This window comes from Streptomyces sp. NPDC087270 (genome assembly GCF_044744625.1).
Lineage (GTDB): Bacteria > Actinomycetota > Actinomycetes > Streptomycetales > Streptomycetaceae > Actinacidiphila.
This window is the reverse complement of sequence record NZ_JBIUYR010000017.1, coordinates 74,819-88,538: the sequence shown is the minus strand read 5'-3', so window position 1 is coordinate 88,538 and position 13,720 is coordinate 74,819. Positions and strand designations below refer to the sequence as shown.

At 73.8% G+C, this 13,720-nt stretch carries 11 protein-coding genes and 2 pseudogenes; 3 read left to right on the top strand and 10 right to left on the bottom strand.

Translation table 11 applies throughout. The features are described 5' to 3' along the window. The first annotated feature begins 50 nt into the window (after window positions 1–50). Window positions 51–1,499: a glycoside hydrolase family 43 protein gene (locus ACIPAE_RS29400; protein WP_402449214.1), complete on the top strand. Its 1,449-nt coding sequence runs from the start codon at window positions 51–53 to the stop codon at window positions 1,497–1,499. 273 nt (window positions 1,500–1,772) lie between these two features. Here the strand turns inward: ACIPAE_RS29400 and ACIPAE_RS29395 are convergent, their stop codons facing one another. The 6 genes and pseudogenes from ACIPAE_RS29395 to ACIPAE_RS29370 form a co-directional block, all read right to left on the bottom strand. Further along, the gene (locus tag ACIPAE_RS29395) at window positions 1,773–2,279 is read right to left on the bottom strand and encodes a hypothetical protein (protein WP_366411208.1); all 507 of its coding nucleotides are present in this window, start codon (window positions 2,277–2,279) and stop codon (window positions 1,773–1,775) included. Window positions 2,280–2,329: 50 nt separating this feature from the next. Beyond that, window positions 2,330–3,160 carry a heavy metal-binding domain-containing protein gene (locus ACIPAE_RS29390; protein ID WP_366411207.1) on the bottom strand — a complete coding sequence of 277 codons (831 nt, stop codon included), beginning with the start codon at window positions 3,158–3,160 and terminating at the stop codon, window positions 2,330–2,332. A gap of 139 nt (window positions 3,161–3,299) precedes the next feature. After that, the gene (locus ACIPAE_RS29385; RefSeq protein ID WP_402449407.1) at window positions 3,300–4,310 is read right to left on the bottom strand and encodes a heavy metal-binding domain-containing protein; all 1,011 of its coding nucleotides are present in this window, start codon (window positions 4,308–4,310) and stop codon (window positions 3,300–3,302) included. Window positions 4,311–4,592: 282 nt separating this feature from the next. After that, window positions 4,593–4,802, bottom strand: a pseudogene (locus tag ACIPAE_RS29380) (IS1182 family transposase); the annotation flags it as partial. A gap of 65 nt (window positions 4,803–4,867) precedes the next feature. Further along, on the bottom strand, window positions 4,868–5,437 hold the full coding sequence (locus tag ACIPAE_RS29375) for a GNAT family N-acetyltransferase (RefSeq protein ID WP_329372504.1): 570 nt from the start codon (window positions 5,435–5,437) through the stop codon (window positions 4,868–4,870). A 100-nt stretch (window positions 5,438–5,537) separates the two neighbouring features. Beyond that, window positions 5,538–6,176, bottom strand: a complete 639-nt coding sequence (locus ACIPAE_RS29370) for a helix-turn-helix domain-containing protein (RefSeq protein WP_329372505.1) — start codon at window positions 6,174–6,176, stop codon at window positions 5,538–5,540. Window positions 6,177–6,242: 66 nt separating this feature from the next. Between ACIPAE_RS29370 and ACIPAE_RS29365 the strand changes: the two genes are divergently transcribed. After that, window positions 6,243–7,178 carry a zinc-binding dehydrogenase gene (locus ACIPAE_RS29365; RefSeq protein ID WP_402449211.1) on the top strand — a complete coding sequence of 312 codons (936 nt, stop codon included), beginning with the start codon at window positions 6,243–6,245 and terminating at the stop codon, window positions 7,176–7,178. Here ACIPAE_RS29365 and ACIPAE_RS29360 read toward each other — a convergent pair. The 4 genes and pseudogenes from ACIPAE_RS29360 to ACIPAE_RS29345 all read right to left on the bottom strand — a co-directional run bounded on the left by ACIPAE_RS29360 (window position 7,162) and on the right by ACIPAE_RS29345 (window position 11,878). After that, window positions 7,162–7,722 carry a hypothetical protein gene (locus tag ACIPAE_RS29360; protein ID WP_402449209.1) on the bottom strand — a complete coding sequence of 187 codons (561 nt, stop codon included), beginning with the start codon at window positions 7,720–7,722 and terminating at the stop codon, window positions 7,162–7,164. The two genes, ACIPAE_RS29365 and ACIPAE_RS29360, sit on opposite strands and share 17 nt — an antisense overlap. Continuing rightward, window positions 7,719–8,100: pseudogene (locus ACIPAE_RS29355) on the bottom strand (TetR/AcrR family transcriptional regulator); the annotation flags it as partial. The pseudogene ACIPAE_RS29355 and the gene ACIPAE_RS29360, both read right to left, overlap by 4 nt. Window positions 8,101–8,723: 623 nt before the next feature. After that, window positions 8,724–9,725, bottom strand: coding sequence for an acetylxylan esterase (locus ACIPAE_RS29350; RefSeq protein WP_402449207.1), 1,002 nt, complete (start codon window positions 9,723–9,725; stop codon window positions 8,724–8,726). Window positions 9,726–9,916: 191 nt separating this feature from the next. Next, on the bottom strand, window positions 9,917–11,878 hold the full coding sequence (locus tag ACIPAE_RS29345; RefSeq protein ID WP_402449205.1) for a heparinase II/III family protein: 1,962 nt from the start codon (window positions 11,876–11,878) through the stop codon (window positions 9,917–9,919). Window positions 11,879–12,971: 1,093 nt separating this feature from the next. On the opposite strand from ACIPAE_RS29345, the gene ACIPAE_RS29340 reads away from it, so the two are divergent. Beyond that, entirely contained in the window at window positions 12,972–13,670 is a 699-nt protein-coding gene (locus ACIPAE_RS29340; RefSeq protein WP_402449203.1) for a phosphonatase-like hydrolase, read from the top strand. Window positions 13,671–13,720 lie beyond the last annotated feature (50 nt).

The window sequence follows — 13,720 nt, the reverse complement described above, 5'->3', positions numbered from 1 at the left end:
ACGTGATCAGACGTGTTCACCCCCCTCAACCGTCTATCAAGGAGGCGGTCATGCCCCGCACAGCATCCAGCCGTCCGCTGCGAACCGCCGGGAACGTCGCGCTCGTCCTGCTGCTCACCGTCCTGTGCTGCATGGGCCTGAGACCGTCGAGCGCGCACGCGGCCGGCGGCACCTTCCGCAACCCGCTGGGCACCAGCCCCGACCCCTACATGACCTACTACCAGGGCAACTACTACCTGGCCGCCACCGAGGGCGACGCCGTGCGCGTCGCCGTCGCGCCCACCCTCGGCGACCTGCTCACCGCGCCGCGCGTGACCGTCTGGCAGGACCCCGACGCCTCCCGCAACCAGCAGGTGTGGGCGCCGTCGTTCTATCTGATCGACGGGCACTGGTACATCTACTACACCGCCGACAACGGGGTGGACGACAACCACCGCCTGTACGTCGTCGAGTCCGAGGGCACCGACCCGCTCGGCCCGTACCACTTCAAGGCCGAGCTGCAACCGCCGAACGCCCCCGACGAGTGGGCCATCGACCCGGTGCTGCTGCGGCAGAGCGACGGCAGCCTCTACCTGCTGTGGTCCGGCGCCGGCACCGAGGGCCACAACCTGATCTACATCGCCCCGATGTCCGACCCCTGGACGGTCTCCGGCGACCGCGTGTACCTGCCCTCCGACGGCGGCTGCTCCACCATCCGCGAGGCCCCCTCGATCCTGCAGCACGACGGCACCACGTACCTCGTCTACTCCACCTGCGACACGGGCCTGCCGGACTACCAGCTGTGGATGAAGTCCATTCCCAGCAGCGCCGATCCGCTCCAGCCGGGCAACTGGACCCAGCACGCGGGAGCGGTCTTCTCCCGCGACGACGCGACGGGCGTGTGGGGCCCCGGCTCCAACGGCTTCTTCAAGAGCCCGGACGGCACCGAGGACTGGATCGTCTACCACGGCAAGAACACCTCGGACTACACCTACGACGGCCGCACCACCCGTGCGCAGAAGATCGGTTGGAACGCCGACGGCACCCCGGACTTCGGTGCGCCGCTCGCCGCCGGCGCCACCCAGGACCTGCCGTCCGGCGACCCCGGCGGCGGCTCGTACTGGATCAACGACACCGGCAGAAGCAGCGGTTCGGGCTCGATCGCCTACACCGGCGACTGGAACTCCGGCAGCGGCTGCGGCGTCCAGTGCTTCTGGGGCGACGACCACTGGAGCGCCGAGCCCGGCGCCACCGCCACCTGGACGTTCACCGGCACCCGGATCGCCCTGCTGTCGGTGCGCGACACCGGCAACGGCATCGCGGCCTTCTCCGTCGACGGCGGCCCGGAGACGACCGCCGACTACTACGGCGCGATCCGGATGGGGGAGCAGCTGAACTACGTGAGCCCCCAACTCGCCTACGGGCAGCACACGTTGCGGGTGCGGGTCACCGGCGACAAGAACGCCTCCTCCGGTGCCGCGTACATCTCCATCGACCGCGCCGAGGTCTACTCCAACTGACCTGCTTGCCGGGGCTGTTGAGCGGTGCCAGGTCCGTTGGACCGGCCGCGGGGGGGGGGGGGGGGGGGGGGGGCGCCGGCCGCCCCCCCCCCCCCCCCCCCCCATAGAGGGCCGCGCGGGGCCCCCCCGAGGCCGCGCCCCCCCGGCCCCCCCCCCCGCCCCCCCCCGGCGAGGCGGTAGAACACACGTCCGGGGTTGGGGGGGGTGGTGGCGGGGGCCGTGGGCTTGGGGCGCCGCGGGCTCCCCCCCCCCCCCCCCCCCCCCCGCGGCCGGTCAGTCGCCCAGCACCAGCCGTTCGAGCGCCGCGCGGGCCCGCGCGTCGGCCTCGGCCCGCTGCGCCAGCGCCGCGGCCAGCTCGGCCGCCCACGCGTCCAGCGCCACCGGAGTGCGCGACAGCACCACACCGCGTACCACCGTGGCCACCTCGCCCTGCGGCCGTCCGTGCGCCAGGGTCAGGATCAACCGCCGGTCGTCCAGGGCGACTTCGAGCCGCTCGACCCGTCCCTCGCGTCCCGCGAGCCGGTCGCTCATGGTGCGCTTGCGCTCGGAGGTCACCGAGCCGGCCGGCAGCGCGTCCGCCAGCGATCCGGTCAGCACCTTGGCGTAGATCTCCAGGTCGGCCGAGTCACGGCGCAGCGCGGCGGCCACCATGTCGATCGACGCGCCGGAGGCCGGCTCCCCGCCGTCGCGCGTGCCGCCTTCGCCCGTACCGCCGGTCCCGCCTTCGCCCGTACCGCCTTCGTTGCCCGCCCGCCCCTGGAACGGGTCCTGCTCGCTCATCGTCGTCCCCATGCTCGTGAAGTCGTCCTGTCCCGCGGATGCCGAGCCTGTCACCCGTCGAGACTGAGCACCATCGTGGGCCGCTCGATCTCGTGGTCGGGCCGCAGCGGCCGGACCGCCGTGCCGATCGAGAAGAACTCCGTGGTGTGGCCGCCCCACCGGTGGTTGTGCGCGTTGAGCTGCACCCCGACCACCCCTTCCGCCTGGAGCGCCTCCGCCTCCGCCTGCATCCGCGCCATGGCCAGCTCGCGGGCGTCGTACAGCGCCTGCGTGAACTGCTCGATCTCCACGTTCCGGCCCATGTTGGACATCACCGAACCCATCTTCTGGTGCGCGATGTGGTAGACGCAGCTGCCCATCACCATGCCGAGCGGCGCGTAGCCGGCCCGGATCAGCGTCCAGAAGTCCTGTCCCGACAGGTCCGAGGTGAACGGCTGCCCCTTGTTGTTGCGCCAGGTGCCGCCACCGGGAGGAGCGGCGTCGCCCTTGACGGCGGTGCCGATCGCGATGAACTCCGCGACGTCCTTGCCGAACTCCCGCGCCTCCACGGTCAGCCGGACCCCGACGATGCCGTCCGCGCCCAGCGCCGCGGCCTCCGCCTCCATCCGGGTCATGGCCAACTCCCGGGCGTGGTACATCGCCTGGCTGAGGGTGTCCAGCTCCTGGTTCTTGCCCCAGCGGCCGAACTGGATGCCGACGTGGTAGATCGAGCTGCCCAGGACCAGACCGATCGGCTTGAAGCCCGCCTCCCGCACCAGCAGGAACTCGTTCACCGACAGGTCGCTGGTGAAGATCGACCCGGCGCGGCCGGGCGCCAGCTCGGACAACCGACGCATCGCGTCCGCGGGAACGCCCTCGGCGCTCGGCTGTTCGTTCGTCATGTCAGTACCCCTCGTCAACCGTGCGATGGTGCGATGCGAAAGCGGTCAGGGATGGTGGCGGCTCCGCGGCCGGCCGTCCGTCCCGGTCGTTCTGGTCGTCCTCGTCCTCGTCCTCGTCGTCGTTCTCGTCCTCGTCGTCCTAGTCGTTCAGCTCGCTGATCTCCTGGACCAGCCGCCGGTACTCCGCGCGGTCCGCGTACGGACTGGACGCGACCGTCGCCAGCCGCTTGCGCAGCCGGACCCCGCGGTCGCCCAGCGGCATCACCGACAGGGTGCGCGGCGGCTCCTCGCGGACGTGGAAGCGTGCGACGCTGGTGCCGATCATCGTCGCCTCCGCGACGTGGTCCTCCTGGTCGGAACTGCCGGACCGCAGACAGCTCTCCGCCCACACGCGCAGCTCGCTGTCGGCCATGATGACCCCGTCGCCGCCCCGCCGGCTGCTCTGCGCCCTGAGCTGCTGCCGGGCGTCGGAGCGGACCGCGTGGACCAGGTCGCTCCACCCGCTCACCTCGATGTTGGACCAGGAGAACGTCTGCGACGCGGTCCGGTAGTCGTCGTGCCGGACCCCGATGGACATGCCCACCAGCAGCTCGACCGGCACCCACCCGGCACCGATCAGCTTCGCGAAGCCCTGCCCGTCCAGATGCGAGGTGAAGGGCTGCTCCACGTGGTGGTTGCCCCGCGCCCGCACCGCCGTGCCGATCACCTTGAACTCCAGGCAGTTGGCCTGGCCGATGAACGGGGCCATGGTCAGCGCGGCGGCCACCACGCCGTCGCCCCCGAGCGCCCGGCACTCCGCGGACATCCGACCGAGCGCGGTGCGCCGGGCCTCGTCGAAGACGCCGACCAGCGCCTGCGACGGGGAGCCGCCCCCCGACAGCGCGACCGGGGCGCCGGTCCTCGAACCGAAGGCATAGCTGTACCGGGCGCCCGGGTACTGGCAGTCGTGATAGCCCCAGTACCTGCCGCTGCGCCCGATGTGGAACACCGCGGAACCCATCACCTGGCCGACCGGTTCGAAGCCCACGGAGCGGATCGCCGCGAACTCCCCGGTGGACAGCGCGGACGTCCACGTCCCGCTGCCCCCGGCCGAGGCCAGCCGCTCGGCCGCGGCGGGCGGAAGGCCCTGCCCGCTCCATGACACCGACATCGGTCCCCCGTCTCCCACTGGGCGTAGCAGCGATGCTCTGCCCTGAACCTTAGAGGCTCCCACCCCCACCCCGCCCAAGGACGCGCTCCACCATGACGACGGACCTCGCTGCGGCATGGTCGGGGATTCCGTCAGGGATTCGCCCCAGGTGCCCCCCGCGGCCGGGTTGCACCTGCTCCCGGGCGCCGGCCACGTGGTCCAGGAGGACGCCCCGGGCGAACTCACCGCGGCCCTCCTACACTTCCTCGCCTGACCGGCCCCCCGGCCCGTCCGTCCGACCCCGCGCCCGGTCGCCCGCTGCGAGCGCACCCCTGTCGTGCAGCCGTGGACCGGCAGCCGGACCAGCAGACGCCGGCCGTACGGCGGGGACCCGCGCTTGTCGGCGCGGGCCGCCGGAATCGGGGCCGGGTCCAGGACCTCGTCGACCAACTCGGCGACGGACCGCGCCAGATGGTCCCGCGGCAGCCACTCATCCCGCGACGGCGGCAGCAACGGCTCCACCACCGCCGCCGTATCCCACCGCGAACATCCACCACGAACAGGGGGCGGTGGCGGCCTCAACTGCCGGATCGACCGCGCAGGTCCGCGGCCAGCGCCGCGTAGATGTACTCGCTGCCCCAGCGGTCCCCGTCGAGGTCGTTCTCGACCAGGTGCGCCTCCCGACGCATCCCGAGGCGCTCGCAGACCCCCACGGACCCGGCGTTCTCCACGTCCAGCCGTGCGTAGAGCCGGTGCACGCCCAGCCGGTCGAAGGCGAACCCGGCCAGCGCCGCGGCCGCCTCGGTCGCGTAGCCGTGCCCCTCGTGACGCGGGTCGAGGGTCCAGCCGATCTCGGCCTGGGCGGCGCGGGCGTCGGCCAGTTTGAGCGTCACCTCGCCAAGGACGCCGGGCTCGTCGTGCCGGCACACGGCAAGCGCCAGCTTGTCCCCGTCGGCGCGCCACACGACGCCCGCCGCGCGCTCGGCCACGACCTGCTCGCTGCGCTCCCGGGTGTGCGCCGGCCGGTACAGGTAACGCGCCACGCTCGGCAGGCTCTGGTAGGCGTACAGGTCGTCCACGTCGCCGGGAGTGAACAGACGCAGCGACAACCGGGGCGTGGTCATCGGCAGCAGCGGGGCGATGTCCATGCGGACCTCCGGAACGCGGATGTGGATCAAGATGCGGACCGATTGTCACATCACGACTGGCGGGCGGCCACGCCTTTTCCCCAGCGGCGCCCGGCACGCACTAGCTGTCCTGTGCCGCCAGCGCGGCGACCGTGGGGATGGCCGCGAACGCTTCGTGCGTGTGGCGGACGAGGGCCGCGCGGTCCTGGCGGCCGGTGGGCGAGGTGGTCCAGGTCTCCAGGGCGCGGTGCCAGGCGGCCAGCATGAGGTCGAGCAGCAGGCGGAGTTCGGTCGGGCCGGGGGCGTGGCCGGCGAGGCGGTCCGCCACGATCCGGACCACGTCCGCGGAGACCTCCGAGCAGTGGCGCAGGCTGTGCGCGGTCAGTGCGGGGGTGCGGTCGGCCAGGTTGCGGCTGGCCAGGAAGCGCCGTTCCCAGCCGTCGGCCATCTGCTCCAGCGCGGCGAACAGCGCGTCCTTGTACGCGCGGAACAGGTGCGCGCCGGTGAGGGGACGGGTCGCGATGTCCGCGCGGTAGGCGGCCCACAGCTCCTTCTCCGGGGCCAGCGCCACGTCTTCCTTCGAGGTGAACGTGCGGAAGAAGGTGCGCTTGGAGATCTCCACCGCGTCGACGATCTCGTCCAGCGTGACCGCGGTGAAGTCCCGCCGGGAGAACAGTTCGAGGGCCGTGTCGACCAGCGCTTGGCGGGTGCGCAGCTTCTTTCGCTCGCGTAGCGGCAGCTGCCTCAGGTCTCTCTCCACGGGTGCAGCGTACCCGTCGCATGTGCCCCTTGAACGCTTATGCCACTCAGTGGCAGTATCGCGGCCATGAAGGCTCTGACGATCGACCACTCGGCTCCGGGGCACCTCGCGCTCGCCACGGTTCCCGACCCCGAACCCGCCGCCCACCAGGCCCTGGTGCGGGTGCACTCCTTCTCCCTCAACGCCGGCGAGGTCCACCATGTGGTCCCCGGAGGTGACCCCGGCGCGGTGCCCGGCTGGGACGCCGCGGGCGTGGTGGTCCAGCCGGCCGCCGACGGTTCCGGCCCCGCGGCCGGCACCCCCGTCGTCACGCTCGGGGCCGACGGTGCCTGGGCCGAACTGCGCGCCGTCGACACCGCGTTGATCGGCACCGTGCCCGAGGGGGCCGACCTGGGCCCGATGAGCGCGCTGCCGGTCGCGGCGGGTACGGCGCTGCGCGCCCTGCACCGGATCGGCCCGATCCTGGGACGGCGCGTCCTGGTGACCGGCGCGGGCGGCGGCGTCGGCCGCTTCACCCTGCAACTCGCCGCCCGGGGCGGCGCGCACGTCATCGCGCTGACCGGCGACCCGGCGAAGGAAGAGGCACTGCGCGGGCTCGGCGCCCACGAGGTCGTCACCGACCCGGCCGCGCTCCAGCGGCTCGAACCGGTGCACGGCGTGGTCGAACTGGTCGGCGGCGCCCACCTGGTCGCCGCGCACGGCGCCCTGGCCGGGAGCGGCGTGCTGGTGGCCGCGGGGCACGTCTCCGGTGCGGGCGAGCAGTTCCCTCACGGCGCCCTCTTCGGTGACGGCGGGCGCCACAACCGCCAGATGGCGACGTACTTCCTGCTGGACGACGCCGCAGGACTGGGCGCCGACCTCAGCTGGCTCGCCGCGCTCACCGCCCGCGGCGAGCTGGACCCGCAGGTCGCCCTGCGCACCGACTGGACACAGGTGGCCTCGGCAGCCACCGAACTGGCGGGTCGCCGCGTGCCGGGCAAAGCCGTCATCGACGTCCGGTAGACCGATCCGGCCGATCTGACCGATCCGGCCGATCTGACCGATCCGGCCCATCCGCCCGATCAGGCTGAGGGTCCCGGGGTGCCGAGGCGAGGCGCCTGATCCGCTTGGTGCGGCCCGCCCGCGCGAGCCGGTGCAGTACGGCCGGCTCGGTGGAACGTTCCGCGAGGAGCAACTGCAACCAGTCGGACCAGGTGTCCTGGACGTTCTCGTCGACGAGCAGCGGTGTCACGTCACGGCTCTGGTGGATGCCGATCTCCCGCGCGCGGCGAATCGCGTAGTCGCGGTTGTCCTGGAGCGGGAGCCGCGCGATCCAGGAGGGGCGGGCGGCCTCGGGGAGCGTCCCCAGCACGTGGAGGACGATCCCCAGCGCGACGCTCGGCACCGGTTCGAGGGCCACGGCGCTGAAGAGCAGATCGAAGCACTCGCCCTTCCCGCACGCGGCCATGTACAGCGGCCACCGTTCGTGCTCGTCGCCGGTGTCGGTGACCGGCGTACCGGTGCAGCGCACCAACGCGGCGAGCACGTCGTCGAGTCGGGCGCTCACGGGCGGGCCTTGAGGCCGTCCAGGGTGAGGTCGAGGAGGCGTTCGGCGCGCTGCCGCCGCTCCGGGCTCGCCGAGGTGAGGGCGATGCCTTCGAGGTCGGCGCCCAGCTCGGCGGGGCCGCTGCCGGTGCGGATCGCCCCCGCGGCCACACACGCGTCCATCAGGGCGGCGATGGCGCGCAAGGCGTCGGCCATGCCGTACTTCGCGGTGACGTGGTCGAGGAAGAGCCGGGTCCGGGCGCGCAGCGCCTCGCGGGGCGGGCGCGCCGCGAGCAAGTCGGGTACGGCGTCGCGGAGTGGGGCCACCTCATCACGGTAGACCCGCCTCGATCGGGACTTCCCGGGTGGGGAAGTCGCGGTACGGGGTCGCGCTGTTCACGCAAGGGAGCGGCGGACCCGCGGGCGGTGGCGGAGGCGGTCCGGCTGCGCGCCGAGATCGCCGTACCGCCCTCCTCGATCGCCTCCGCCCTCGGTTACGCGATCGAGCAGCCCGACGGCATCGACATCAGCGAGATCGTCGTCCGTTCCCGTTCCCCCGTCCAGGCCCGAACCCGGCCCAGCCTGTCGCGGCGTGGCTCCGGGCCGGGTGCGTACTGCCGCCGTCCCACAGGGTCCGGCCCGCGCCGGCGGTGGCTTCCGGCGCGGGCATCGCCACACGGCTCCTCCCGACGGCGCCGGGCCACGGCCGGCGGGCCCGGACAGCGACGATGCGGGCGTGCGGCGCGCCGTGGACGCCCGCCACGGCGAGGTGCGGCGCGCCGGCGCGCACCCGGGCACGGCGTGGACGTGGCGGACGTCGTCCGGGCCGGTGGCATCCACCTCGCGCGCGGGGCGCCGCACACCGTGTGCGGTCGCCCCGCACACCCGGACCCGTATACCTGGTTGCGGGAACTGCCGCCCGGCGCCGGCCGGTTGTGCACCAACGCGACCGTACGGCCCGGCCGCGCCGCGTACACCCCGGCCGGGCTCCCGCCGACCGCCATGGCGTCGTGGCGGCGCTCCTCAGCGAGCGCTGCCGGTCTCCGGTCCGGTGGTGGGCGCGAACCGCGAGGGCAGCCAGTGGAGTTGGCGCAGCGACTGGAAGGGGCCGCCGCCCTCGTGGTCGTTGAAGGGGTAGACCTCGATGGACTTGTCGGTGCCGCGGTAGGCGTTGAAGGCCGCGAAGACCGTCGAGGGCGGGCAGGTCTGGTCCTCCAGGCCGACGGAGAACAGTGCCGGGGCGGTGGCGCGCGCGGCGAAGTGGACCCCGTCGAAGTACGACAGGGTGCGGAAGACCTGGTCGGTGTGGTCGCGGTGGGCGCGCAGGTAGCGGGCCACCTCGCGGTAGGGGTCGCGGTCGGTGAGGCTGACGGCCCGCTGGAAGTGGCACAGGAACGGCACGTCCACGGCGACCGCCGCCAGGTCGGGGACGAGTCCCGCGACGGCCAGGGTGATGCCGCCGCCCTGGCTGCCGCCGGCCACCGCGACCCGCGAGGCGTCCACCCGCGGGTGGCTGCGCGCGGCCTCCACCGCGCGGACGGCGTCGGTGAAGACCCGCCGGTAGTAGTAGCCGTGCCGGTCGCCGATCCCGCGGGTCATCTGGCCGGGCTGGGCGGGGGTGCTGCCCACCGGGTCGGGGGTGTCGCCGACCGACCCGCCGCTGCCCTGGCCGCGGGTGTCCATCACGAAGCAGGCGAACCCGGCCGCGGCCCACAGCAGATGCTCGTGCGGCAGGCCGCGCCCGCCGTTGTACCCGATGTACTTCACCACTGTCGGCAGCGGTTCGCCGCCGCCGGCCGGCAGTATCAGCCAGCCCTTCACCGGGTGGCCGCCGAACCCGGCGAACGTCGCGTCGAGCACCTCAACGCCCGGCAGCGGAAGGTCGACCGGCGTGAAGCTCGCGTCGATCGCGGACGCGCGGGCCTCTTGCAGCGTGCCGTCCCAGAACGCGTCGAAGTCGTCGGGCGCGGGCAGGTCGGGCCGGTAGCTTCGGAGTTCTTCCAGGGGCAGGTCGAATCGCGACATCAGTGGCTCTCTGTGGTGGGTGGGTGGGTGCGCTGTCGGTCGGCGGAGCAGGGTGCCAGGGCGGTACGTGGTGGCAGGTGGCGGAACGTGTCGGTACGTGGTGGCGGGTGGCAGTTGGCGGCTGGGCGGCGCGGCGCAGGCGGGAGCCGGGCTCGCGGGGGCGGGCGGACACGGGTGCGCGGGGCGGCGGATCAGGGCCGGTCGGGCAGGCGGAAGCGGGCCTCGATCCGGGCTCGTCGGGCGCGGCCGCGCAGCAGCACCACGCCGAGCGGCAGCCCGGTCGGGTTGCCGTCGGCGACGGCCGCGTACGCCACGAAGCCCTGCGGTACGTCGAGTTCGAGCACGGGCGACCCGGCGGCGTCCCACGCACCGGTCAACCGGCGGTCGGCAGGAACGGGCAGCCGGCGGACCTCGCGCAGCCAGCCGTGGCCGGTGTCGTGCTCCGGGTCCCGGGGGCTGCCCCCGGCGGCGGTGGATGCCGAGCCGGCGTCCTGGCCCAGGGCGTCCCGGTCCGAAGCGTCCTGGTCCGGGCCGTCGTCGGTGAGCAGGGCGGGGTGGCCGGCGCCGGGGGCGAACGCGCCGTCGCCGTGGAAGACCCACTCCAGCAGGCCGGTGGCGGGTGCCTCGGCCTCGAAGACGTCCGTCCAGCCGTCGTCGGCCAGTTGGAGCGTGCGGCGCAGGGTGTGGCCGTCCCAGGCGGACTGCGCCGACACCCGGTGCTCGGAGGCGTGCAGCAGCCGGCCGGTGTGGGCCGGCTGGCGCCGCCCGTCGCAGATCATCAGGTTGTGGGCGACGGGGGAGCGCATCCAGGCGGTGAAGCGCGCACCGTAGCCGCTGGTGCCCAGGTCCAGGCTCTGCCAGCCGCCCGCGGTCTCGGCGTCGACGGCGAGCTTGTCGCGGTGGTCGTGCCACCCGCCGTCCGGGCCGAACCGCAGGGTGAGCCGGGCGCGGTCCGAGCGCAGCACCGCCACCCCGGCCTCCGGCCAGACCAGGGACCGCTCGTCGTCGCCGGGCGGGGAGACCAGCTCGTCCGGTCCGAAGACCAGGGCCGCCACCGAGCGGCGCGGGCCGAGCACGCCGACGCCACCGGGCAGGTCGGCGCCGCCCCACAACCGCACCGGCCCCGGCCGCGGCACGCGGTAGTACGGCGCGGGGTCCACCGGCCGCTCGGGCAGCAGCGTCCAGGCGGCTTCCGCGTGCGGGGCGAAGTCCGCGGTCCAGCAGTCGGGCCACCCGTCGCCGTAGGCCGGCAACCGGGTGTCGGAGTACGCCAGTCGGGGCGGGGCGCTGACGGCGCGGGACAGGCGGGCGGCGGAGTCCTGGTCCAGGCCGTCGGGGCCGGTCGCCTCGCGATACGACAGCAGCGCCGCGACGGCGTAGTAGTGGTAGTGGGCGTTCGACTCGAACCACAGGCCCTCGGCGTGGAAGCCCCGGGCGATCTGGGCCCGGGCGCCGAACTCGCCGTCCCGGCACCAGTCGAGCAGTTCGCGGTCCGCCAGCAGCGCCGCGCACTCGGCCACCGCGGCCAGCAGCCAGCAGTGGATGTTGTGGATCGCGGAGATCTGGGGGCGCAGCAGGTCCGCCACCGCCCGGGCGAACCGCGGCAGCGCGGCGCGGGTGCCCGCGCTGAGCGCGTCCGGCCCGGCCCAGCGCAGCGCGCGCAGCAGCAGGACCGCCCAGACCGCCTCGTCCAGCGACTGCGGCTGCACCCGCCCCCGGCCGGCGTGCACGCCGTGCGGCTGGTAGGCGGGGTAGTCGCGGGTGTACGTCGCGAAGATCCGCTCCAGTGCGGCCCGGGCCCGCTCGCGCTGTGCGGGTTCGGGTGACAGGCGCAGCACCAGTGCGGCGCGCTGGGCCTGCGCCGCCACGCAGTTGTGCACGGTGGTGCGCCAGGCGCCGTCCCACGGTTCGCCGCGGTAGACCCGCCCGCACGAGGCGCAGACGTGCCGGTGCGGGGAGTCCGGGGCGAAGGTGAGGGCGGAGCCGTCGTCGTCGCAGAAGTAGTGGTGGGTCCAGGCCGTCGGGGTGGCGGGACCGGGGATGACGAGGCCGGGCTGCCAGCGGTCGAAGTCCGCACGGACGTGGTCGGTGATGTCGCGCGCCCATGCGTGGTCGTCGACACGTCGGACGACCTCGGGCCAGTCGGGGGTCATGGAGTCTCCTCGTCCCGGAACGCTAGGAGAAAGCGGTTTCTTGTGTCAATGGCCCAGCACGGAAACGGTCTACGGCGAGCGGCGGGTACGCATGTTACGAGAGCGCTTTCTGCGCATCGAGGCGCCGGCCTCGCCGACACCACTGGACCCGGCCGTCGGCATCCGTCACCTCGGCCTCGTGCTACTTGTACGTACAAGCGGTTGATTCCTGCCCCTCGCTTATAACAAGTTCGGGGCCATGCGTGCTTCGGAGGAGACGGCCCCGGTAGGTGCGCGCGGGGAGGCGTCGGCCCCGAGCCTGGCCCGACTCCGTTCGCGGAGCGAGGAGTTGGCGCTCGGGAGCCGGGAGCCGGGAGCCGGGAGCCGGGAGTCGGGAGTCGGGAGTCGGGAGTCGGGAGTCGGGAGTCGGGAGTCGGCAGCCGGGAGCGAGGAGCTGGAGCCGCCTCGCCGACCGCGCCGCGCAGGTGTTGTTGACGGTCGCCGTGGCCACGTCCGACCGGTTGCGGTCCTCGGACCACTCGATCGGCCCGTCCGGCGCGTCGACGGTCAGGCGTCGTTCCCTCGGCGGGGGTGTCCCCGGCGCGAGGTCGAGAACTCCGCGCGCAGGTCGGCCTTCGACGGCAGACGATCGCCGACCTGGACCTCGCCGCTTCGGATGCGCCGGCGCGACCGGGCCGCGATGGCGCTGCGCAAGGGCCCCTGCACGCACCTGACGGTACAGGTGTGTTCGCGTGGTCGTGCGTGCGGGTGGCGGGGCCTCGGAGCCGGTCGGGGTGTCATGACACAGCGGGCCGCGGGTCGCCGAGCGCGGGTGGATTCGCCCGGATCGCGAGCCGCTGTCCGCTCGCCGAAGGGGCCGTCGAGGTGAACGGTCGATGTCTTGTACGTACAAGTCATTGACGCGTTCCCGAGTGGGCTGGGAGAGTTTCGCCAAGCTCGACATGAGAAGGCCGAGCGGACTCCCCGGGTTGTCCCGGCCCTCGCTCGCGTACCGGATCGGAGCGCGCACGGCAGGTCGGCGCGGGCTGCGGGGAGCCCGGCGGCCGTGACCGAAGTCCGGTCACCTCAGCACCATCCCTAGCGAAGGACAACCATGCCCGAATCCGTACAGCTGGTCTGCCTCGACATGGCCGGCACGACCGTCGAGGACGGCGGCGCTGTGCTCGCGGCCTTCCACGAAGCGCTGCCCGTGGCCGGGTTCACCCCGGGGAGCCCCGAGCACGCCGCCGCGGTCGCCTACGCGCTGGAGACCATGGGCCAGTCGAAGATCGCGGTCTTCCGGGTGCTGACCCGGGGCGACGAGGACCGCGCCGCCCGGGCGAACCAGGCGTTCGAGCAGGCGTACGCGCGCTCCGTGGCCGAGAACGGCGTCGCTCCGCTGCCGGGCGCGGCCGACGCCATCGAGCGGATGCGCGCCGCCGGCCGCCAGGTCGTCCTCACCACCGGCTTCTCCCCGGCCACCCGTGACCAGATCCTCGACGAGCTGGGCTGGCGCGACCTGGTCACCCTCGCCCTGTCGCCGGTCGACGCCGGCCGCGGCCGCCCCTACCCGGACATGCTGCTCACCGCGCTTCTGCGCACCGGCACCGAGTCCGTCACCCGACTCGCCGCCGTCGGCGACACGACCAGCGACCTGCTGGCCGGGCACCGCGCGGGTGCGGCAGTGGTGGCGGCGGTGCGGACCGGCACCCACACCGACACGGACTTCGCGACCGTGCCCCACACGCACATTCTCGACAGCGTGGCGGACCTGCCCGAACTCCTCAACGCCTACGACGGGGCCCTCGTGTGACCGCTGCCCCGCGGTGGTCCTCGGCGCGGCGCACCCCTCACCCCTCCTCA